Origin of the sequence: Streptomyces sp. NPDC051578 (assembly GCF_044454045.1) — a bacterium.
Classification (GTDB): domain Bacteria; phylum Actinomycetota; class Actinomycetes; order Streptomycetales; family Streptomycetaceae; genus Streptomyces.
The window spans coordinates 1,565,790-1,587,033 of record NZ_JBITDH010000001.1 but is presented as its reverse complement, the minus strand read 5'-3'; the positions used below and the strand labels follow the sequence as shown (position 1 = coordinate 1,587,033).

At 70.6% G+C, this 21,244-nt stretch carries 19 protein-coding genes and 1 pseudogene; 9 read left to right on the top strand and 11 right to left on the bottom strand.

Annotated features, from left to right (window positions below; translation table 11 throughout):
• Nucleotides 1-25: 25 nt before the first annotated feature.
• The 3 genes from ACIA6C_RS07040 to ACIA6C_RS07030 all read right to left on the bottom strand — a co-directional run bounded on the left by ACIA6C_RS07040 (nucleotide 26) and on the right by ACIA6C_RS07030 (nucleotide 3,326).
• On the bottom strand, nucleotides 26-223 hold the full coding sequence (locus tag ACIA6C_RS07040; protein WP_399273453.1) for a YbdD/YjiX family protein: 198 nt from the start codon (nucleotides 221-223) through the stop codon (nucleotides 26-28).
• The gene (locus ACIA6C_RS07035; RefSeq protein ID WP_399273451.1) at nucleotides 220-2,433 is read right to left on the bottom strand and encodes a carbon starvation CstA family protein; all 2,214 of its coding nucleotides are present in this window, start codon (nucleotides 2,431-2,433) and stop codon (nucleotides 220-222) included. The genes ACIA6C_RS07040 and ACIA6C_RS07035 overlap by 4 nt, the downstream gene beginning before the upstream one ends.
• A 128-nt stretch (nucleotides 2,434-2,561) precedes the next feature.
• A complete protein-coding gene (locus ACIA6C_RS07030; RefSeq protein WP_399274513.1) occupies nucleotides 2,562-3,326 on the bottom strand; it encodes a GntR family transcriptional regulator in 765 nt (254 codons plus the stop codon).
• Nucleotides 3,327-3,617: 291 nt separating this feature from the next.
• Between ACIA6C_RS07030 and ACIA6C_RS07025 the strand changes: the two genes are divergently transcribed.
• The 4 genes from ACIA6C_RS07025 to ACIA6C_RS07010 all read left to right on the top strand — a co-directional run bounded on the left by ACIA6C_RS07025 (nucleotide 3,618) and on the right by ACIA6C_RS07010 (nucleotide 8,347).
• The gene (locus ACIA6C_RS07025; RefSeq protein ID WP_399273449.1) at nucleotides 3,618-4,907 is read left to right on the top strand and encodes an extracellular solute-binding protein; all 1,290 of its coding nucleotides are present in this window, start codon (nucleotides 3,618-3,620) and stop codon (nucleotides 4,905-4,907) included.
• A 72-nt stretch (nucleotides 4,908-4,979) separates the two neighbouring features.
• Nucleotides 4,980-5,975, top strand: coding sequence for a carbohydrate ABC transporter permease (locus ACIA6C_RS07020; protein WP_399273447.1), 996 nt, complete (start codon nucleotides 4,980-4,982; stop codon nucleotides 5,973-5,975).
• Between the two features lie 95 nt (nucleotides 5,976-6,070).
• Nucleotides 6,071-6,853 carry a carbohydrate ABC transporter permease gene (locus tag ACIA6C_RS07015; RefSeq protein ID WP_399274511.1) on the top strand — a complete coding sequence of 261 codons (783 nt, stop codon included), beginning with the start codon at nucleotides 6,071-6,073 and terminating at the stop codon, nucleotides 6,851-6,853.
• Nucleotides 6,854-6,859: 6 nt separating this feature from the next.
• Nucleotides 6,860-8,347, top strand: coding sequence for a glycoside hydrolase family 3 protein (locus ACIA6C_RS07010; RefSeq protein ID WP_399273445.1), 1,488 nt, complete (start codon nucleotides 6,860-6,862; stop codon nucleotides 8,345-8,347).
• An 83-nt stretch (nucleotides 8,348-8,430) separates the two neighbouring features.
• On the opposite strand, the gene nagB is transcribed toward ACIA6C_RS07010, so the two are convergent.
• The gene (gene nagB / locus ACIA6C_RS07005) at nucleotides 8,431-9,216 is read right to left on the bottom strand and encodes a glucosamine-6-phosphate deaminase (RefSeq protein ID WP_399273443.1); all 786 of its coding nucleotides are present in this window, start codon (nucleotides 9,214-9,216) and stop codon (nucleotides 8,431-8,433) included.
• 625 nt (nucleotides 9,217-9,841) lie between these two features.
• Here nagB and ACIA6C_RS07000 point away from each other — a divergent pair.
• Nucleotides 9,842-11,311, top strand: a complete 1,470-nt coding sequence (locus ACIA6C_RS07000; RefSeq protein ID WP_366080720.1) for a PAS domain-containing sensor histidine kinase — start codon at nucleotides 9,842-9,844, stop codon at nucleotides 11,309-11,311.
• Nucleotides 11,312-11,481: 170 nt separating this feature from the next.
• On the opposite strand, the gene ACIA6C_RS06995 is transcribed toward ACIA6C_RS07000, so the two are convergent.
• Both ACIA6C_RS06995 and ACIA6C_RS06990 read right to left on the bottom strand, forming a co-directional pair.
• Nucleotides 11,482-11,739, bottom strand: coding sequence for a WhiB family transcriptional regulator (locus tag ACIA6C_RS06995; RefSeq protein WP_003953983.1), 258 nt, complete (start codon nucleotides 11,737-11,739; stop codon nucleotides 11,482-11,484).
• Nucleotides 11,740-12,061: 322 nt separating this feature from the next.
• Nucleotides 12,062-13,027, bottom strand: a complete 966-nt coding sequence (locus tag ACIA6C_RS06990; RefSeq protein ID WP_399273441.1) for a diacylglycerol/lipid kinase family protein — start codon at nucleotides 13,025-13,027, stop codon at nucleotides 12,062-12,064.
• A gap of 97 nt (nucleotides 13,028-13,124) precedes the next feature.
• Here ACIA6C_RS06990 and ACIA6C_RS06985 point away from each other — a divergent pair, with 97 nt between their 5' ends.
• Nucleotides 13,125-13,562: a hypothetical protein gene (locus ACIA6C_RS06985; RefSeq protein ID WP_399273439.1), complete on the top strand. Its 438-nt coding sequence runs from the start codon at nucleotides 13,125-13,127 to the stop codon at nucleotides 13,560-13,562.
• 19 nt (nucleotides 13,563-13,581) lie between these two features.
• Here ACIA6C_RS06985 and ACIA6C_RS06980 read toward each other — a convergent pair whose 3' ends face one another.
• From ACIA6C_RS06980 to ACIA6C_RS06970, 3 genes are all read right to left on the bottom strand, one after another.
• On the bottom strand, nucleotides 13,582-14,562 hold the full coding sequence (locus ACIA6C_RS06980; RefSeq protein ID WP_399274509.1) for an RNA polymerase sigma factor SigF: 981 nt from the start codon (nucleotides 14,560-14,562) through the stop codon (nucleotides 13,582-13,584).
• 11 nt (nucleotides 14,563-14,573) lie between these two features.
• Entirely contained in the window at nucleotides 14,574-14,987 is a 414-nt protein-coding gene (locus tag ACIA6C_RS06975) for an anti-sigma regulatory factor (RefSeq protein ID WP_329198175.1), read from the bottom strand.
• 216 nt (nucleotides 14,988-15,203) lie between these two features.
• The gene (locus ACIA6C_RS06970) at nucleotides 15,204-15,464 is read right to left on the bottom strand and encodes a UBP-type zinc finger domain-containing protein (protein ID WP_399273437.1); all 261 of its coding nucleotides are present in this window, start codon (nucleotides 15,462-15,464) and stop codon (nucleotides 15,204-15,206) included.
• A 63-nt stretch (nucleotides 15,465-15,527) separates the two neighbouring features.
• Between ACIA6C_RS06970 and ACIA6C_RS06965 the strand changes: the two genes are divergently transcribed.
• Entirely contained in the window at nucleotides 15,528-17,108 is a 1,581-nt protein-coding gene (locus tag ACIA6C_RS06965) for a Na+/H+ antiporter (RefSeq protein WP_366080708.1), read from the top strand.
• A gap of 111 nt (nucleotides 17,109-17,219) precedes the next feature.
• On the opposite strand, the gene ACIA6C_RS06960 is transcribed toward ACIA6C_RS06965, so the two are convergent.
• Entirely contained in the window at nucleotides 17,220-18,179 is a 960-nt protein-coding gene (locus ACIA6C_RS06960) for a 1-aminocyclopropane-1-carboxylate deaminase/D-cysteine desulfhydrase (protein WP_399273435.1), read from the bottom strand.
• A gap of 192 nt (nucleotides 18,180-18,371) precedes the next feature.
• Between ACIA6C_RS06960 and ACIA6C_RS06955 the strand changes: the two are divergent.
• Nucleotides 18,372-18,789: pseudogene (locus ACIA6C_RS06955) on the top strand (NUDIX hydrolase).
• 142 nt (nucleotides 18,790-18,931) lie between these two features.
• On the opposite strand, the gene ACIA6C_RS06950 reads toward ACIA6C_RS06955, so the two are convergent.
• A complete protein-coding gene (locus ACIA6C_RS06950) occupies nucleotides 18,932-19,522 on the bottom strand; it encodes an N-acetylmuramoyl-L-alanine amidase (protein ID WP_399273433.1) in 591 nt (196 codons plus the stop codon).
• A gap of 302 nt (nucleotides 19,523-19,824) precedes the next feature.
• Between ACIA6C_RS06950 and ACIA6C_RS06945 the strand changes: the two genes are divergently transcribed.
• Nucleotides 19,825-21,237: a family 2B encapsulin nanocompartment shell protein gene (locus ACIA6C_RS06945; protein WP_399273431.1), complete on the top strand. Its 1,413-nt coding sequence runs from the start codon at nucleotides 19,825-19,827 to the stop codon at nucleotides 21,235-21,237.
• Nucleotides 21,238-21,244: the final 7 nt, after the last annotated feature.

Genomic DNA, 21,244 nt, shown 5'->3' with positions numbered 1-21,244 from the left:
GGAGACGCGGCGGCCCTTCACCGGTTCAGCAGCAGCGGAAGCCCTCGCGCGGGTCGGCTTCGCGGGCGTCCGTGCGGGCGCGTTCGAAGGCGCGCCGGGTGAGGACCTCGGCGTCCGGGTCGTGGGAGCGGGTGTGGGCCACGTAACGGTCGTAGGCGGCCTCGCCGGAGAACTCCCGTACGTAGTGGCGGGCCTTGGCCAGCGCCTGCCGGACGCCGCTCACGCCACCGGCTCCTTGGCCTTGCCGCCGCCCGAGTCGAGGCCGGCGGCGGCAAGCTCCGCCCGTTCCTCGGCAGTCGCGATCAGGCCCGCCGGGGCGACGATCTTCGACTCGGTCCAGGGGACTTCGGTGAGGGTGACGGTCTGGGGCGCGCGGACCGCCTTGACGCAGGTCCGGGCTGCGTCGATCAGCACGATGACGATCAGCAGGGCGAACAGCACGGACAGCACGCCGTCCACCGTGGCGTTGGTGACCACGGTGTACATCTGGTCCAGGTCCTTGGCCGGCTTGATGACCTTCCCGGCGTCGATGCCGTTCTGGTACAGGTCGCGCTGCGCGAAGAAGCCGATCTTCGGGTTGTCGGAGAAGACCTTCTGGTAGCTGGCGGTGAGGGTCACCGCCACGTCCCAGGCCAGCGGGACGCCCGTCACCCACGCCCACTTGAGCCGGCCGGACTTGACCAGGAGCGTGGTGCAGACCGCCAGGGCGACCGCCGCGAGCAGCTGGTTCGCGATCCCGAACAGCGGGAAGAGCTGGTTGATGCCGCCCAGCGGGTCCTCCACGCCCACCCACAGGAAGTAGCCCCAGCCGCCGACGACGACCGCGCTCGCGATCCACACGCCCGGCTTCCAGCTGACGTCCTTGAAGGACTTGTGCACGTTCCCGAGGGTGTCCTGGAGCATGAAGCGGCCGACGCGGGTGCCCGCGTCGACGGTGGTGAGGATGAACAGGGCCTCGAACATGATGGCGAAGTGGTACCAGAACGCCTTCATCCCGGCGCCGCCGATGACGGAGGAGAAGATCTGCGACATTCCGAGTGCGAAGGTCGGCGCACCGCCCGTACGGGACAGCAGGGTGGTCTCCTCGACGTCCTTCGCGGCTTGGGCGAGGGCGTCGGGGGAGATGGCGAACCCGAAGTGCGTGACCGCCTGCGAGGCGCTCTCCACGGTGGCGCCGACGACCCCGGCGGGGGAGTTCACCGCGAAGAACAGGCCCGGCTCGATGATGCAGGCCGCGATCACGGCCATGACGGCGACGAACGACTCGGTGAGCATCGCGCCGTAGCCGATGACCCGGACCTGGGTCTCCTTCTGGATCATCTTCGGGGTGGTCCCCGAGGAGACCAGCGCGTGGAACCCGGACAGCGCGCCGCACGCGATGGTGATGAAGACGAACGGGAACATCGAGCCGGAGAAGACGGGCCCGTCGCCGCGCGAGGCGAAGTCGGTGACGGAGGGCATCTTGAGCACGGGCATCGCGATGACCACGCCGACCGCCAGCAGGGCGATGGTGCCGACCTTCATGAAGGTGGAGAGGTAGTCGCGCGGGGCGAGCAGCATCCACACGGGCAGCACGGAGGCCACGAAGCCGTAGGCGACCATCCAGATGACCAGGGTCTGCTTGTCCAGGGTGAAGACGCCGGCGAGGGAGGAGTCGGCGACCCAGCCGCCCGCGACGATGGCGAGCAGCAGCAGGGCGACGCCGATCAGGGAGACCTCGGTGATCCGGCCCGGGCGCAGCACGCGCAGGTAGAAACCCATGAAGAGGGCGATGGGGATGGTCATGCCGATGGAGAAGACGCCCCAGGGGGAGTCGGCCAGCGCGTTGACGATGACCAGGGCCAGCACCGCCAGCAGGATGATCATGATGACGAAGACGGCGACCAGTGCGGCCGCTCCGCCGACGGGGCCGATCTCGTCACGCGCCATCTGGCCGAGCGAACGGCCGTTGCGGCGGGTGGAGAAGAACAGCGTCACCATGTCCTGGACGGCGCCGGCGAAGATCACGCCCGCCACGATCCAGATGGTCCCCGGCAGGTAGCCCATCTGCGAGGCGAGCACGGGACCGACCAGCGGGCCCGCGCCGGCGACGGCGGCGAAGTGGTGGCCGAAGAGCACGCGGCGGTCGGTGGGGTGGAAGTCGACACCGTTGTCGAGGCGTTCGGCGGGGGTGGCCCGGGTCTTGTCGACCCTCAGGACGCGTTCGGCGATGAAGCGCGCGTAGAAGCGGTAGCCGATGGCGTACGAGCCCAGGGCGGCGGCGAGCAGCCAGGCCGCCGAGATCTCCTCACCGCGCGAGAGCGCGAGCACGCCCCAGCCGATGGCCCCGATGAGGGCGACGAGCACCCACACGGCGATCGACTTGGGCGAGAGCCCCCCTGACGAGGCTCCCGCCGTGTCCCGTGTCGTGCCTGTTGCTTCCGGTTCCGGCATGATCCTCGTCCCCTCGTTGATCACTGCTGAGCGCAGGGAATCTACGGGGGCCCGACCGGTGGACGTAAGCCCCCGTCCGTATAGCGGTACGAGCGTCCACCGAGGGTCGATCAAGAGTCAATGAGGTGTCACAGGGCAGGTCGCTTGAGGCGGGCAACGAACTTGTAACGGTCGCCGCGATACACCGAACGTACCCATTCGACCGGCTCGCCGTCGGCGTCCAGCGAGTGCCGGGAGAGCATCAGCATCGGCAGGCCGACGTCCGTGCCGAGCAGTCCGGCCTCGCGCGGGGTGGCCAGCGAGGTCTCGATGGTCTCCTCGGCCTCGGCGAGGCGCACGTCGTACACCTCGGCGAGGGCGGTGTAGAGGGAGGTGTACTTGGCCAGCGAACGGCGCAGCGCGGGGAAGCGCTTGGCCGACAGGTGGGTGGTCTCGATGGCCATCGGCTCGCCGCTGGCCAGGCGCAGCCGTTCGATGCGCAGGACGCGCCCGCCGGCGGAGATCTTGAGGAGGCCGGCGAGGGTGTCGTCGGCCGTCACGTAGCCGATGTCCAGGAGCTGGGAGGCCGGTTCCAGGCCCTGGGCGCGCATGTCCTCCGTGTAGGAGGACAGTTGCAGCGGCTGGGAGACCTTGGGCTTGGCGACGAAGGTCCCCTTGCCCTGGATGCGTTCGAGCCGGCCCTCCACGACCAGCTCTTGCAGGGCCTGGCGGACGGTGGTCCGCGAGGTGTCGAACTCGGCCGCGAGCGTGCGCTCCGGCGGTACCGGCGTGCCGGGCGGCATGGTCTCGGTCATGTCGAGCAAGTGCCGCTTGAGTCGGTAGTACTTGGGAACCCGCGCCGTGCGAGTGGCCGGCCCGCCTTCCGGCTCCGTGGTCGCCCCTTCGGTGGCCATCGCCGCCCGCCTTCCCGACTCCAGTTTCGCTGCCGTCACCGGCTCCTCCGATATGTGCGGTCACATCGTGACACGGGTGGGAGGACAGGCCTCCTCCCTCCCCCAGGTGTCGGTCCGGTAACGGACCGATCACCCGCTCATTAGACCCTTGACACCCCTAAAGGTCTAGGCCAAGCTCCGGTTACTGGTCTACACCAATATGGATCGGATCCCGGCCCCACGCTCAGTACTTCGCGTATGTCACCGCGGCGGGCAAGGGAAGTGCAGGAAGGCATCCCTGAGGAGGGTGGCGTGAAGCGCAAGCTCATCGCGGCGGTTGGAGTCGCGGGCATGGTGATCGGCCTGGCGGCGTGCGGTGGCTCGGACAGCAAGGGCGGCGACACGGCCGACAAGGCGTCCGGCGCCAAGGAGCTGACCGTCTGGCTGACGGTCGACGCCCAGAACAACTGGCCGGAGCTCGTCAAGGCGGCCGACGACGCGATAGTCGCCAAGCACCCCGGGCTGACGGTCAAGCACGAGTACTACGGCTGGCCGGACAAGAACGCCAAGCTCGACGCCGTCCTCGCCACGGACAAGGCCCCCGACGTGGTCGAGATGGGCAACTCCGAGATGATCGGCTACATGTCGACCGGTGCCTTCTCCGAGATCGACCCGTCGAAGTTCGACAACTCCGCCGCCTGGCTCGACGCCTTGAAGCAGTCCGTCACCTACGACGGCAAGACCTACGGCGTCCCGTACTACGCCGGCGGCCGCGTCGGCACCTGGCGCAAGGACCTGGCCGCCGAGGTCGGCGTCACCGCCGCTCCCAAGAGCTGGGCCGAGCTGACCTCCGCCCTCGACAAGATCCAGGCCGCGAAGGGCGACAAGTTCAGCGCCCTCTACCAGCCCTCGCCGGACTGGTACGGCGCGATGTCCTTCGTCTACGACAACGGCGGCGCCATCGCCAAGAAGGACGGCGGCTCCTGGAAGGGCTCCCTGTCCTCCCCCGAGTCGGTCAAGGGGCTCAAGCAGTACAAGGAACTCCTCGACAAGTACATGCACGCGGACAAGACCAAGGACGAGGCCGACCGCCCGGTCGTCTTCGGCCAGGGCAACTCCGCCGCGATCTTCGCCGCCGCCTGGGAGGGCTCCACCGCGGCCGACCCGAAGAGCGACAAGGTCGGCGGGCTCAAGGACAAGCTCGAAAACTTCGTGATGCCCGGCCCGAACGGCAAGAACCTCCCCGTCTTCCTCGGCGGTTCGGACCTCGCGGTCCCCTCGAAGTCCAAGGCGAAGGACATCGCCTCCGAGTGGATCAACGCCTTCACCGGCTCCCAGGGCCAGAAGGGGCTGATCGCCAAGGGCAACCTGCCCAACAACAAGACGGACCTCGGCCCGCTCAAGGCCGACCCCAAGACCCAGGTCCCGGCCACCGCCGCCGAGTCCTCCTGGTTCGTCCCGACCGCGCCCGGATGGGGTCAGGTCGAGAAGGGCAAGGTCCTCCAGACGATGCTCCAGGACATCGCCACCGGCAAGAAGTCGGTCGAGGACGCGGCCAAGGCCGCCGACGCCGAGATCGACAAGGTCATCAACACCAAGTGACCTGAGTGAGGGGCCCCGCCGGACCGGCGGGGCCCGCTTCCCGTCAAGAGAGGGACCTCCGAGGAGCACGCGATGAGTGCCGCACAGACAACCACCGCCGATCTGCCGCCGGCACGGCAGCGGACTTCCCCCGGCCCCGGGACGGGCAAGACCTCCACGCCGGGGCGGCGCGGCCGCAAGGGCCCCGGCGCGACCCCCTGGCTGCTGCTGGCCCCCTGCCTGCTGATCATCGTCCTCGTCATGGGCTACCCGCTGTTCAGGCTGGTGTCCCTCTCCTTCCAGAGCTTCGGCAAGTCCGAGCTCTGGGGCTTCAAGGACGCGCAGTTCGTCGGTCTCGACAACTTCACCAAGGTCCTCGGCGACGGCGTGTTCTGGTCCGTCGTGCTGCGCACCATCGTCTTCGCGGCCGGCGCGGTCACCCTGACCATGGTCATCGGGATGCTCGTCGCCCTGCTGCTCCAGAAGGTCTCCGGCTGGGTCAAGGCACTCATCAGCATCGCGCTGGTCGCGAGCTGGGGCATGCCCATCATCGTGGCCACCGCCATCTTCAAGTGGATCTTCGACGCCGACTACGGCGTCCTCAACTACCTGATGAGCAGGCTCCCCGGCGTCGACATGATCGGCCACAACTGGTTCGCCAGCGGCCCCCAGGGCCTCGCCGTGATCATGCTGCTCGTGGTCTGGGGCGCGGTGCCCTTCGTCGTCATCACCCTCAGCGCCGGCCTGACCCAGGTGCCCCAGGAGCTGGAAGAGGCCGCGCGCCTCGACGGCGCGGGCGCCTGGGGCGTGTTCCGCCACGTCACCCTCCCCATCCTCAAGCCGGTCATCGTCATGCTGACGACCCTGTCGGTCATCTGGGACATGGGTGTCTTCCCGCAGGTGTTCGTGATGCGCAACGGCAACCCCGAGGCCGAGTTCCAGCTGCTGACCACCTACTCGTACAAGCAGGCGTTCGTCGTCAACGACTACTCGGGCGGCTCCGCGATCGCCCTCGTGACCGTCCTGCTGCTGCTCGGCGTGGTCGCCGTCTACATGCGCCAGATGCTCAAGATCGGAGAGGTGGAGTGACCTCGACCACCGCGGCCGCCCCGGCCACCGCGTCCCCCAGAGCCCCCCGCTCCAAGCAGAGGAGGAAGTCCCGGCTCGGCTGGAACCTCCTCGGCCTGCTGGTCTTCGTGACCGCCGGGTTCCCGGTCTACTGGATGCTGAACACAGCCCTCAAGCCGGCCAAGGACGCGATCGACCCGCACCCGCACTTCTTCCCGACCACCTTCACGCTGGACAACTTCCGGCGCGCGCTGCAGATCTCCGACTTCTGGGGACCGGTCGGCCGCAGCCTGATCGTCTCGCTCAGCGTGGTCGTCATCGGCATCGCCGTCGGCATGCTGGCCGCCCTGGCCATTTCCCGGTTCGCCTTCCGCGGCCGCAAGATCGTGATCGTCGGCATCCTCGCCGTCCAAATGATCCCGCTCGTCGCGATGATCATCCCGGTCTTCCTGCTGCTCAACGACCTCGGCCAGTACGACAAGCTCAGCGGCCTGATCATCACCTACCTGACCTTCATCCTGCCCTTCACCGTCTGGACGCTGCGCGGCTTCATCGTCAACATCCCCAAGGAGCTGGAGGAAGCGGCCATGGTCGACGGCTGCACGCCCACCGGCGCCTTCCTGCGCGTGGTCTTCCCGCTGCTGGCACCGGGCATGGTCGCCACGTCCGTCTACGGATTCATCCAGGCGTGGAACGAGTACCTCTACGCCCTGATGCTGATGAGCCAGCAGAACCAGACGGCCACCGTCTGGCTCGGCAACTTCACCACCAAGAACGGCACCGAGTTCGCCCCGATGATGGCCGGCTCCACCATGATGGCGCTGCCCATCGTCGTCCTCTTCCTCATCGTCCAGCGCAAGATGGCCGCGGGCCTCACGGCCGGCGCCGTGAAGGGATAACGGCCCATGACTGTCCTTGCGCACCACACGGACACCCTCACCCGCGACGCCCTCGCGGTCCTCCAGCCCGGCTTCGAGGGCACCACCGCCCCCGCCTGGCTGCTGCGCAGGCTCGGCGAAGGCCTGCACTCCGTGGGCCTGTTCGGCCGCAACATCACCTCCCCCGGACAACTCGCCCGGCTCACCGCCCAACTGCGCGCCGAGCGCGACGACGTCCTGGTCGCCATCGACGAGGAGGGTGGCGACGTCACCCGCCTGGAGGTCCGCGAAGGCTCCTCCTTCCCCGGCAACCTGGCCCTGGGCACCGTCGACGACACCGGCCTGACCCGGGACGTCGCCCGCGAACTGGGCCGGCGCCTCGCCGCCTGCGGGGTCAACCTCAACTGGGCGCCCTCCGCGGACGTGAACTCCAACCCCGACAACCCGGTCATCGGCGTACGGTCCTTCGGGGCCGACACCCGCCTCGCCGCCCGGCACACCGCCGCCTACGTCGAGGGCCTGCAAGCCGCCGGGGTCGCCGCCTGCACCAAGCACTTCCCCGGACACGGCGACACCAACGTCGACTCGCACCTCGCCCTGCCGCGCATCGACGCCGATCCGGACACCCTGGCGGCCCGGGAACTCGTACCGTTCAAGGCGGCCGTGGCGGCCGGGACCAAGGCCGTGATGAGCGCGCACATCCTGGTGCCCGCCCTCGACGCCACCCGCCCGGCCACGCTCAGCCCGCGGATCCTCACCGGGCTGCTGCGGGAGGAACTCGGCTACGAGGGCCTGATCGTCACCGACGGCATGGAGATGAACGCCATCGCGGGGACGTACGGGATCGAGCGCGGCTCCGTCCTCGCCATCGCCGCCGGCGCCGACGCGATCTGCGTGGGCGGCGGCCTCGCCGACGAGGCCACCGTCCTGCGGCTGCGGGACGCGCTGGTCGCGGCCGTACGCGAGGGCGCGCTGCCCGAGGAACGGCTCGCGGACGCAGCCGCCCGGGTCCGTGACCTCGCCGAATGGACCCGCGGGAAGCGGGCCGCCGCGGTGCCGGGCGCGCCGGAGGGGAGCGCGCCCGGCATCGGCCTGACGGCGGCCCGCCGGGCCCTGGTCCTGACCGGCCGGGCGAGCGCGGTCGAAGCCCCGTACGTGGCCACGCTCGCGCCCGTCGCGAACATCGCGGTCGGGGACGAGACCCCGTGGGGCGTGGCCGCCGAACTCGCGGCGCTGCTCCCCCAGACCGCGGCCGGCGTCTACCGGGAGGGGGCCGGCGCGGGGGAGATCCTGGCCGCCGCGGGGGACCGCACGGTCGTCGCGGTGGTCCGGGACGCGCACCGGCACCGCTGGATGACGCGGGCGCTGGACGCGCTGGTCGCGGCCCGGCCGGACACCGTGGTGGTCGAGATGGGCCTGCCCCGTGCGGAGCCGCGCGGCGCCCTGCACATCGCCACGCACGGCGCGTCCCGGGTGTGCGGGCGTGCGGCGGCGGAGGTCATCGCAGGGGCGTAGCGCGGGGCGGGCGCCGGGAAACGGCGAGGGGCCGGGCACCGGATCGGGTGCCCGGCCCCTCGGGGTGCGTGGGGTGGTGCCGCCTAGAGCCCCTGCCAGGCCGGCTTGTCGGCGTAGGTCTGCCGGAAGTAGTCGGCCAGCTTGAGCTTCGACGCCGCGGCCTCGTCCACGACCACCGTGGCGTGCCGGTGCAGCTGCAGCGCGGAGGCCGGGACCAGCGCGGACAGCGGTCCCTCGACGGTCTGCGCGACCGCCTCCGCCTTGCCTTCGCCGGTGGCGAGCAGCACCAGGTGGCGGGCGTCGAGGATGGTGCCGATGCCCTGGGTGATGACGTGGTGCGGGACCTGGTCTATGTCGTCGTCGAAGAAGCGGGCGTTGTCGACGCGCGTCTGGTGCGTCAGCGTCTTGATCCGCGTGCGCGAGGCGAGCGAGGAGCAGGGCTCGTTGAACCCGATGTGACCGTCCGTGCCGATGCCGAGCAGCTGGAGGTCGACGCCGCCCGCTTCGGCGAGGGCGCGGTCGTACGCGTCGCAGGCCGCCACGAGGTCGTCCGCCGAACCGTCGGGGCCCATGAAGGACGCCTCGGACAGCCCGAGCGGCTCGACGACCTCCCGCAGCACGACGGCGCGGTAGGACTCCGGGTGCCCGGCCGGCAGGCCGACGTACTCGTCGAGCTGGCAGATGCGGGCCCTGGAGACGTCGGCTTCCCCCGCCTTGACCTTGGCGGCGAGGGCCTCGTAGACGGGCAGCGGGGTGGAACCGGTCGCCACCCCGAGCAGGGCGTCGGCCTTGCGGCGAACCAGGGCGGCCATGGCCTCCGCGATGAGCTCGCCGCCTGCCTTGGCGTTGGGGACGATGACAACTTCCACGCGGGGCCTGCCGATCTGGAGAGGTGGTGTGGTATAGACCAATCTAGCAGAACCGGCCCGTCGGCGGCGGGCCTTGCGCCCCTCTTCCATGGTGGTCCGATCGCCGCTCCGCGGCCTCTCGGCCGGTGCCGGAGCGGCGCGGGCAGGGAGCCGTCCGAGGCGTCCAGGGGAGGGGAGTGCCCGCTGAGGCGGCGACGTGGCCTGGGAGGCGATGGGCAACCCGTACGTATCCCGTAGGGGCGCTTCCCCGGACTCTTCACGGGGAGATGTTTCGACCGGCTGTTTCCTCTGGGCCACGGTGCAGGACGGGACCCTCAGCCCGTCCGGCACCGTAGCCCGGAGTACTTACGGCCGGCGGGTGTGCGGTTCCCGGCGGCCGGTGGGAGGGGCCTGCGCGGTCAGGGCAGAGCGCGCGGCTTACCTCGATCCGTCCTCCTGTGCGGGGAGGGCGGAAGCTTAAACCATTGTGGACTAGACCAATCTGTCCTGTCCATCCAAGGACAGGGGTTGCAATCCCGTCACTTCCTCCAACAGTACGCGGAGCAGGGGCCTCCTGGATACTCCCTGGTATCCGCCGTGGGGAAAGTCATGGCCGTACCCGGGGTACGCTCGGCCCGTGCCCTCCATGAACGACCTCGTACGCCAGCACACCGCTCTCGGTGAAACCGACCTGGAGTGGCTGCACCTGCTGGTCTCGGAGTGGCAACTGCTCTCCGACCTGTCCTTCGCGGACCTCGTGCTCTGGGTCCCCACCCTCGACGGCACCCGGTACGTGTCGGTCGCGCAGATGCGCCCGAACACCGGCCCCACCTCGTACCAGGACGACATGGTGGGCCACCTGGTACCGCGCGGCCGCCGCCCGCTCCTGGACGCCGCCCTCGACGAGGGCCGGATCGTCCGCGAGGGCGACCCGGAGTGGCGCGAGGAGGTCCCGGTGCGCGTCGAGTCGATTCCCGTCCGGCGCGAAGGCCGGGTACTCGGAGTGATCGCGCGCAACACCAACCTGCTCACCGTGCGTACACCGAGCCGGCTGGAGCTGACCTATCTCCAGTCCGCCTCCGACCTGGCCCAGATGATCGCGGCGGGCTCCTTCCCCTTCCCCGGCCAGCAGGTCGACATGGACGCCTCCCCGCGCGTCGGGGACGGGCTGATCCGGCTCGACGCCGAGGGCGTGGTGACGTACGCGTCCCCGAACGCGCTCTCCGCCTACCACCGCCTCGGGCTCGCCTCCGACCTGGTCGGGCAGCACCTCGGCACCACCACCGCCGAACTGGCGCCCTCGCGCGGCCCGGTCGACGAGGCCCTGGTGAAGCTGGCCAGCGGCTGGGCCCCGCGCGAGACGGAGATCGAGGGCAACGGCGGGGTGATCCAGCTGCGCGCGATCCCGCTCAAGCCCAAGGGCACCCGCATCGGCTCCCTGGTGCTGTGCCGCGACGTCACCGAACTGCGCCGTCGCGAACGTGAACTGATCACCAAGGACGCGACCATCCGGGAGATCCACCACCGGGTGAAGAACAACCTCCAGACGGTGGCCGCGCTCCTGCGCCTCCAGGCCCGCCGGATGGATTCCCCGCAGGGGCGCGAGGCGCTGAACGAGGCGGTGCGGCGCGTCGGTTCGATCGCGATCGTGCACGAGACGCTCTCTCAGAACCTGGACGAGCGCGTGGAGTTCGACGAGATCGCCGACCGGGTCATCGCGATGGTCGCCGAGATCTCGCCGGGCAAGGTGGCCTGCCGGCGTACCGGCCGGTTCGGGATCCTGGACGCGGAGGTCGCCACCCCGCTGTCGATGGTGCTGACCGAGATCCTGCAGAACGCCCTGGAGCACGCCTTCACCCAGGGGGAGGGCGGCACGGTCGAGGTGTCCGCCGCCCGCTCCGGCACCGGCCGCGCCGACGCGCGGCTGCTGATCAAGGTGCTGGACGACGGCTGCGGTCTGCCCGAGGGCTTCGACCCGCAGCGGGCCGGCAACCTCGGGCTCCAGATCGTCCGCACCCTGGTCGAGGGAGAGCTCGGCGGTACGTTCGACATGGTCCGGGTCGAGCCGCACGGCACCCGGGTCGTCCTCGACATCCCGGCCAGTCCGCAGAAGTAGGCGACCGGCGGTGACACAGCGCAGCGACCGGTCCTTCACGCAGGGTCACGGAACCTGCCCCGCGCAGCACTGAGCCCCGGACCGATGGTTCCCGGTCCGGGGCTCAAGAGCACGTTGCTGAGCGCTTCTCAGGGTTCTACGCGCTGCGGCTCGAGGCTCGAAAGTCGATGTCAGGCGCTGGCGTTGCGCGCCCGGTTGCGAGCGGCGCGGCGCTTCATGGCGCGGCGCTCGTCCTCGCTGAGACCGCCCCAGACGCCGGAGTCCTGACCGGACTCGAGCGCCCACTGCAGGCACTGCTCCATGACGGGGCAGCGGCGGCAGACGGCCTTGGCTTCCTCGATCTGCAGCAGCGCAGGACCGGTGTTGCCGATGGGGAAGAAGAGCTCCGGGTCTTCCTCGCGGCAAACGGCGTTGTGACGCCAGTCCATGGCTGCTCCATCTCCTTGTATTGCGAACAGGTTGCTTGTGAATGTGAACGCTTTCACGAATCCCCCCGTGAGGGAAGGGCTGGCCCCCGGATGGCGACTGGGGGGTCCGAAGATTCGTGGTGGGGTTCTGGCGGTCTGTGTGGGTGCCGGGTCCTGCGGGCTGTCCCGATCGCCATGTAGAGATTCGCAAACCTCGGACGGGGATACAACCCCTTCCGGAAAGTTTTTTTGGATTCGTCGGTGTCGACTAGGTCACAGCCCTAGTTCCTGGGGGTGTACCGGCGTGTAAACGTTCGAGTGAAAGGATTTTTAGCTCTTCTACTCACACAATCACACGCAGTGCACGGCGAACGCCTGTGAACCGAACGCTGGTGCGCAATCCCAGGTGGTCCCCGTCCATCTGGAAGGGGAGCGGAACCTTCGAATGCAAGGTGAAGTCGGTCAGATCGTGCAGACTCACCGCGTGCTTGCCCTGTGGACCGCGCTCAGGAGTCGAGGTCAGGAGCTGTGTGGCGTACTTGGCGACCGCCGGAGTTGACAAACGGTCCAGCGCCAATACGTCAAGTGCGGTATCGAACGACGCGTCGGGGGAGGCGTACAGGGGACGGTTGCCGAGGTAGGTCCAGGGGGAGGTGTTGCAGACTATCGACAGCACCAGGTCCCTCACGGGATCCGCGCCGGGCCGCTCCAGGGTGACCGTCCCGTGCCGGCGGTTGGGCTCGTCGAGGAACTGGCGCACGAGCTGTCGTACGTACAGGGCATGCGTCGAACGCTTGCCGCGCTCGCGCTGCTGCTCGACCCGGCCCACCACCCCCGCGTCGAAACCGAAGCCCGCGCAGAAGGTGAACCAGCGCGCCGGGACCGACTCGTCCTCCGTGCCGGGGGTCCCGGCCGCGAGCCCCAGGCCCACCGTCCGCTCGCGCCGCTGCCGCAGGGCGTCCAGCAGGGCGCCGGTCGCCTCGACCGCGTCGTTGGGCAGGCCGAGCGCGCGGGCGAACACGTTCGTCGAACCGCCCGGGACCACCGCGAGCCCCGGCAGCCGGTCCGGGTCGGGGCCGTCGTGCAGGAGGCCGTTGACCACCTCGTTGACCGTGCCGTCCCCGCCGAGGGCCACCACCAGGTCCAGGCCCTCGTGGGCCGCCTTGCGTCCCAGGTCACGGGCGTGCCCCCGGTACTCGGTGGTCACCGCCTCCAGCTTCATCTCACTGGCGAGGGCGTGGGTCAGGACGTCACGCGTACGCGCACTGGTGGTCGTCGCTGCTGGATTGGCCACGAGAAGTGCACGCATGAGCGCCAGCCTACCCACCCGCTCGGAAGCGGCCCATACTGCCCGCCTCCGGGCACCGTCCGCCCCGGCGCGTGCGGTACGCGGCTACCCTGCTGGAGTGAGTGAGAAGCCGACCCCGAACGCCCCGACCTCCGATGCGCCCTCCGCCGCACTGCCCGGCCGGCTGACCGCCGCCGCCGTTCTCTGCGCGCTCCAGGGCCTGGCCCTGGCCGGCCTCGGCGGCTACCTGCTCTTCGCCGGGGTCGCCGGGCACGTCGACTCCGCGCAGCAGTCCGAGACCGGTGGCCTGACCGTGCTCGCGCTCGCCGCGCTGCCGCTGATCGCGGCGCGCGGGCTGCGCCTGGCGCGCCGGTGGAGCCGGGGCCCGGCGTTGATCACCCAGCTGATGGCAGTGCCGGTGGCGTGGACGCTGTGGACCGCCGGCGGGGCGCTGACCGCCGCCGCGGTGGCCCTGGCGGCGGCCGCGCTGGCGGTCGTGGTGCTGCTGGTGAACCCGACGGCGACCGAGGCGCTGGGCATCGGGCCCGCCGCCTGACTCCCCCCGGGTTCCCCGCTCATTCCTCCACGAGGAGCTTGTCGCGCAGCTGGGCCAGGGTGCGGGCCAGCAGGCGGGAGACGTGCATCTGGGAGATGCCGACCTCCTGGGCGATCTGCGACTGCGTCATGTTGCCGAAGAACCGGAGCAACAGAATCCGCTTCTCCCTGGGTGGCAGTCCCTCCAGCAGCGGCTTGAGGGACTCGCGGTACTCGACCCCCTCCAGTGCCTCGTCCTCCGAGCCCAGTGTGTCCGCGACCGCCGGCGACTCGTCGTCCGTGTCCGGGACGTCCAGCGAGAGCGTGCTGTAGGCATTGGCCGATTCCAGCCCCTCCAGCACCTCCTCCTCGGAGATCCCGAGCCGTTCCGCCAGTTCGTGGACGGTGGGGGAGCGGCCGTGCTGCTGCGAAAGTTCCGCCGTGGCCGTGGTCAGCGAGAGCCGCAGCTCCTGCAGGCGCCGGGGTACGCGTACCGCCCAGCCCTTGTCGCGGAAGTGCCGCTTGATCTCGCCGACGACCGTGGGCGTGGCGTACGTGGAGAACTCCACCCCCCGGTCCGGGTCGAACCGGTCCACCGACTTGATCAGGCCGATCGTCGCCACCTGGGTCAGGTCGTCGAGCGGCTCGCCGCGGTTGCGGAACCGCCGGGCCAGGTGCTCGACCAGCGGCAGGTGCATCCGCACCAGCCGGTTGCGCAGCTCCGCCCGCTCCGGGGACCCGTCGGGCAGCTCCCGCAGTTCGAAGAACAGGGCCCGCGCGCCACTGCGGTCGCGCGGATCCGGCAGCGCCGGAGCCGCCTGGGCCAGGGCCGCGGGTGGCTGTGAGGATTGTGGTTCGTCGTGCTGGTTCTCGCTCATAGGGCCCGCCCGTCGCTCCGCCGAGTCCAAAAAGCCGCTTTCCGCATCCGCGTCAGCCGGGTGCGGCCGGGCGTGCTGCTGCTCCGGGATGCCGCCGTCGACCTCATGCCGTACCCGGGGCCGATCCCCGCCCCGCACCGGGATCTCCCCGCCGCTCACGCCGGGCCTGGTCCCGCGCCGCGCTGTTTGTAAAGGCTGATGCACACCGTGCGGTTCTCCTCGACCGTCGCCTCGACCTTGCCGGCCAGGGCGGACAGCACCGTCCACGCGAACGTGTCGCGCTCGGGAGCGCGGCCGTCCGTGGTCGGCGCCGAAACGGTGACTTCCAGCGAATCGTCGATCAGCCGGAACACACAGCTGAGGACGGAGCCGGGCACGGCCTGCTGGAGCAGGATCGCGCACGCCTCGTCCACCGCGATGCGGAGGTCCTCGATCTCGTCGAGGGTGAAGTCCAACCGTGCCGCGAGACCGGCTGTCGCCGTGCGCAGCACCGACAGGTAGGCACCCGCAGCCGGCAGCCGGACTTCGACGAAGTCCTGGGTCGCGGGCTCGCCTGCGATCTGGGACACCCTCACCTCCAAGGTGGTACGAGCTCTGTTCGCCGGTGACGCTATCGCGATCCGGGTGATCGTGTCGCGGCACCCCTCACGGCACCCGCTGGGAGTGCCCGGGACACCCGCCGTTCCCGCGGCCGGTGACCGATGGTAAGCCCACGGGTACACACAGTGGCTAGGGGTCTGCGGGCCCAATTCGGGGGAACCGGCGGAGGGTTGACCTACCCCGCCTCAGACGATCGAACCGTCGACAAAACACCACCGCCAACCCTCGCCCGGTTCGAAGCTGCGCATCACCGGATGGCCGGTCTCGTGGTGGTGCGCCGTGGCGTGCCGGTAGGGCGAGGAATCGCAGCAGGCCACGTATCCGCACCCCAGACACATCCGCAGTTGCACCGGATGACTGCCGAGTGCCAGACATTCCGGGCAGGTCGGTGCAAGCGGGACCGGCTCGGGGCGCGGCAGTTCGGCAACGTGGGTGCACTCGCTCATGATGGCCAGCGTACTGACGTGCGGGCCCGCTGGACGGTAGATACCGAGGAGGATGGATCTTCGATGGAGGTATTGCCGCTGGTGGCCCTGGTGGCGGGCAGCGCGGTCGTCGCCGGGGCGGCCCGCCGGACGCCCGTGCCCGCGCCGCTGCTCCTCGTCGCCGTCGGCCTGATCGCCTCGTACGTCCCGGGCGTGCCCTCGTACGCCCTCGACCCCCACATCGTGCTGCCCCTGCTGCTGCCGCCGCTGCTGTACACGGCCGCCGTGGAGAGCTCGTACCTGGACCTGCGGGCCAACGTACGGCCCGTCGCGCTGCTCTCCGTGGGGTACGTGCTCTTCGCGACGCTCGCCGTGGGGTACGCGGCCTACCTGGTGGTGCCGGGGCTGTCGCTGCCCGTGGCGCTGGTGCTGGGCGCGGTGATCGCACCGCCCGACGCGGTCGCGGCGACGGCGATCGCCCGCCGGCTCGGACTGCCGAGCCGGATCACGACCATCCTGCAGGGCGAGTCGCTGGTCAACGACGCCACCGCGATCACGGCCTACAAGGTGGCGCTGGCCGCCGCCGTAGGCCTCAGCTCGGGCTGGGCCGGCGGGATCGCGGAATTCCTGCTCGCGTCCGTGGGCGGCGTCGGGGTCGGGCTGGTGCTGATGGTGCCGATCCACCTGCTGCGCAAGCGGCTGCGTGAGCCGCTGCTGCAGAACACCCTGTCGCTGCTGATCCCGTTCGTGGCGTACGCGGCGGCCGAGCGGGTGCACGCCTCGGGCGTGCTCGCCGTCGTGGTGGTCGCGCTGTACCTCGGGCACCGCAGCTGGCAGGTCGACTTCGCGACGAGGCTCCAGGAAGCCGCGGTGTGGAAGATGGTCTCCTTCGTGCTGGAGTCGGTGGTCTTCGCGCTGATCGGCCTCCAGCTGCCGGTGGTCCTCAAGGGGCTGGCCGAGTACGAGGGTGTGCGCGCGGCCTGGTACGCACTGGCGGTGTTCCTGGCCGTGGTCGTGGCGCGGTACGTCTGGGTGTTCCCGGCGACGTTCCTGCCCAGGGCGCTGTCCGAGCGGATCCGCAGGCGGGAGCCCGAGACGAACTGGAAGGCGCCCGTCATCGTGGGCTGGGCGGGGATGCGCGGGGTGGTCTCGCTGGCCATCGCCTTCTCCGTGCCGATGAGCGTGCCGCACCGGAACCTGATCCTGTTCCTGACCTTCACGACCGTCATCGCGACGCTGGTGGTGCAGGGACTGACCCTGCCGCCGCTGATCCGGTTGCTGCGGCTGCCGCCGCGCGACGTCCAGGCGGAGACGCTGGCGGAGGCCCAGGCCCAGAGCGAGGCCTCGCGGGCGGCGGAGGACCGGCTGGACGAACTGCTGGCCGAGCCGCGCAACGCTCTGCCGGGGCCGCTGGCGGACCGGCTGCGGACGGTGCTGGAGCGGCGGCGCAACGCGGTGTGGGAGCGGCTCGGTGAGGTCAACCCCGTGACGGGGGAATCCGCGGACGACATCTACCGGCGGCTGGCCGGGGAGATGATCGAGGCCGAGCGGGAGGTGTTCGTGACGCTGCGCGACCGGCGGCAGATCGACGACGAGATGCTGCGGGTGCTGCTGCGCCGGCTGGACCTGGAGGAGGCCGCGGCCTACCGGGAGGAGTCGGGCTGAGCCGTGCGGGAGGGGCCGGGGGCGGGCTCCGGGGCGGACGGCGCGGGCGCCGCAGGCGCCGTCGGCCCGGGTGGTGACGGCAGCGGGGCTGACGGCTTGGGCGGTGACGGCTCAGGCCCTGGGTTCCGGGGCCGTCGGCTCCGGGGCTGTCGGCTCCGGGGCTCCGGTGACGACCGCGGCGAGGGTGGCGCCGCGGGGGAAGGCGCCCGACCCGGTCAGCGCGGTCAGGGCCCAGAGCAGCTTCGCGACGTAGACCCGCTCGACGGGGATGCCGTGCCGGGCCTCGAACCCGGCGGCGAAGGCCTCCAGCTCGGCGGGGATCCGGGCGTAGCCGCCGTGGTGGAAGCCCTCGGCCAGCGTCCAGTCGCCCGCCGGGCCGCCGAAGGCCCGTCGCTGGAGGGAACGTATCTCCGCGTCCAGGAAGCCGCCCGCCAGCACCGGGACGCCGATGGCCCGCCTGCCGGGCCCGAGCCCCGCCGCCAGGCCGGCCAGGGTGCCGCCGGTACCGCAGGCGACGGCGACGACGTCGGCCGCCCCGCGCAGCTCCCGGCCGAGCTCCGCGCAGCCGTGCAGGGCGAGGGCGTTGCTGCCGCCCTCCGGGATCAGGTACGCGCCGTCCGCGCCGGCCTCCGTGAGCAACCCGGCCAGCACCTCGGGCTCGGCCTTGCGGCGGTACTCGGCGCGGGAGACGAAGTGCAGCCGCATTCCGTCGGCGGCGCAGCGGGCCAGCGAAGCGTTGAGCGGCCGCGCGGCCAGCTCGTCCCCGCGCACCACCCCGACGGTCGCCATCCCCAGCAACCGCCCGGCCGCGGCGGTGGCCCGCAGGTGGTTGGAGTACGCCCCGCCGAAAGTGACCAGCCCGGAGTACCCGCCCTCCACGGCGGCCCGCAGGTTGGGCGCCAGCTTGCGCCACTTGTTCCCGGGCAGCTCCGGATGCACCAGGTCGTCCCGCTTGACCACCAGGCGCACCCCGTACCGCTCGAACCGCTCGTCGCGGACCTCCTGCACCGGAGACGGCGGCCGCGGCCGCAACAGCGCATGGGGATCCTCGGAGCGGTTCACACCTCCCATTGTGACGTCCCCCGCCCACCCGCCCCGCGCCGTATGAGCGGCGCCCAAGCCGACCCGCTGGACCGCCTTTCCCGCCGTCGCCCGGCAGCCTGTATATCGACGCGGTGTGGGAGACGGCCCGTCCCGTGGAGGAGTGACCCGATGGCCCGGACCGAGTAGTACGACGATCCTCATGCGCCCGAGCCGAACAGCATGGTCGTGGCCGCATCGGCGGTGGTCTGCGACAGCGAGGGCTGCATCCTGCTGCAACGGCGACGGGACAACGACCTGGGGGCGCTGCCCGGCGGAGGGATGGACCTGGGCGATTCGCTGCCCGGCACGGCCGTCCGCGAGGTCAGGGAGGAGACCGGCCTCGACGTGGAGATCACGGGGCTGGTCGGCACGTACAGGGACCCCCGGCACATCATCGAGTACAGCGACGGCGAGGTCAGGCGACAGTTCAACGTCTGCTTCACGGCCCGCGTCACGGGCGGGGAACTGTCCCTCTCCGACGAGAGCACGGAACTGCGGTTCGTGGCGCCGGCCGATCTCGACGCGCTGCCCATGCACCACACCCAACGCCTGCGCCTCCGAGACTTCTTGGAGCGCCGTCCCGCCGTACCTCGGCTGACCGTGCCCCGACAGCTGCTCGCCAGGGTTCAGGGACCCTGCTGCGCTTCCGCGTGTGGGGTGCCCCGCCCATGCCGTGAGTCACACGACCAGGGGCCGGCGCCGCGTGGCCGCTCCGGTGACGGGACGGCCCTTGGGGGCGCCTACGTGAGCCGGTCCGCCACGCGGGCGCGGAACCAGTTCATCGTGAAGCCCTTCGGGTCGATCTTGCCGGGTTGCCATTCGAGGTGGCCGATCACCGAGCCCTCGTGCCAGCCGTGCACCCGGCACACCGCGGCCGCCGCCTTGACCATCGCGTCCAGCTGGACCTGCGGCCACGGGTCGTCGCCGCTGCCGAGGTTCTCGCACTCGAAGCCGTAGAAGTAGCGGTTGCCGTCGGTGTCGGCCTGGTGGTCCGGCGGGAGGCGCTTCTCCGCGATCACCGCCGCCAGGACGTCGGAGTCGCCCGCGCCCGCGTGGTTGGCGCGGCCGTAGCCGACCAGGTGGACGCGGCCGTCCTTGGTGATCACGCCGTGGCACAGGGGGCCGGGAAGCTCCTCGTCGCCGTCGCGGCAGAGCGAGACGGTGTACGCGGTGCCGTGCGTGACGGTGTGGTGGATCATCACGCCGTGCACCGGGCCCCAGGGCCCCTTGTGGTTGCGGTTGTGGGTGCGCCAGGCTCCGACCTCCACCACGGTCAGGCCCTCGTCCCGCAATGCTTCGATGAACCGGTCCGCGGACATGGGTGCGGACATGGCCGCCTCCTTCGCAGTACGCGCGGTGCGGTCACCTTGCGTGCGCGCACCGTCACTTACCGGTGTAATGGAAGCGTTCCTTCCGGGCTAGGGGCTTCGTACGGCGAGCGAGCGGATCCGGCCAACCGTCCCGACCGCCGCGGTACGGCGGTGCGGGCGCGCGGCGGTGCGTGCGCCGGAACGGCCCATGACAGTGCCCATCCCGCGGACGGAGTAGTCCCACCCTTTTGTGTAATGGTCCCACTACGTCCTGTGCTGAAAGCTGGACCCGCAGATCCATGGAGTGATCGAAAGGGAAACACATGTCGGTCCAGGCAGGTTCCGAGTCCGAGGTCCAGGCGCAGAGCCCCCAGCGGAGCCTCGGCACCTCGGCCGCGCGGAACTTGGCAACCACGACCAAGTCCGCGCCGCAGATGCAGGAGATCACCTCACGGTGGCTGCTGAAGATGCTCCCGTGGGTGTCGGTACAGGGCGGCACGTACCGCGTCAACCGCCGCCTCAGCTACTCCGTCGGCAACGGCATCGTGGAGTTCATCAAGACCGGCACCCAGGTCCAGGTGATCCCGGCCGAGCTCGGCGAACTGCCGCTCCTGCGCGACTACGAGGACCTCGACGTCCTGACCGAACTCGCCGCCCGCTGCCAGCAGGTCGACTTCGCGCCCGGCCAGGAGCTGACCTCCTTCGGCAGCCCCTCCGACAAGGTCTTCCTCCTCGCCCACGGCCGCATCGAACAGGTCGGCCCCGGCCCCTACGGCGAGGACGCGGTGCTGCGCACCGTCGCCGACGGCGCCTTCTTCGGCGAGGACGCCCTCGTCGACGAGGAGGCGATCTGGGAGTACACCGCCCGAGCGGTCACCTCCGGTACCGCGCTCGTCCTGACCCGCCAGGACTTCCAGCTCCTCGCCGACCGCGTCGACTCGCTGCGCGCGCACGTGGACACGCAGCGCTCGCTGCCGCCCCAGCGCACCAACACGCACGGTGAAGCCGCCATCGAGCTCTCCTCCGGACACCAGGGCGAAGCCGTCCTCCCCGGCACCTTCGTGGACTACGAGGCGCGCCCGCGCGAGTACGAACTCTCCATCGCACAAACGGTTCTCCGGGTCCACACGCGCGTCGCCGACCTGTACAACCAGCCGATGAACCAGACCGAGCAGCAGTTGCGGCTCACGGTCGAGGCGCTGCGCGAGCGCCAGGAACACGAGATGGTCAACAACCCGGACTTCGGCCTGCTCCACAACGCCGACTACGACCAGCGCATCCAGCCGCACGACGGCGCGCCCAGCCCGGACGACATGGATCAGCTGCTCAGCATGCGGCGCGACTCCAACCTCTTCCTGGCCCACCCCAAGGCCATCGCGGCCTTCGGGCGCGAGTGCAACAAGCGCGGCCTCTACCCCGAGGCGGTCGACATCGGCGGCCACCGCGTGCCGTCCTGGCGCGGAGTACCGATCTTCCCGTGCAGCAAGATCCCGGTCAGTGACGCCCGCACGACCTCGATCCTGTGCATGCGTACCGGCGAGGACGCCTCCGGCGTGATCGGCCTCCACCAGCCGGGCATCCCGGACGAGATCGAGCCGAGCATGTCGGTGCGGTTCATGGGGATCAACGAGCAGGCGATCATCTCCTACCTCGTGACCGCGTACTTCTCCGCCGCGGTCCTGGTGCCGGACGCGCTCGGCATCCTCGAGAACGTCGAGATCGGCCGCTGGCGCTGAGCCGGCC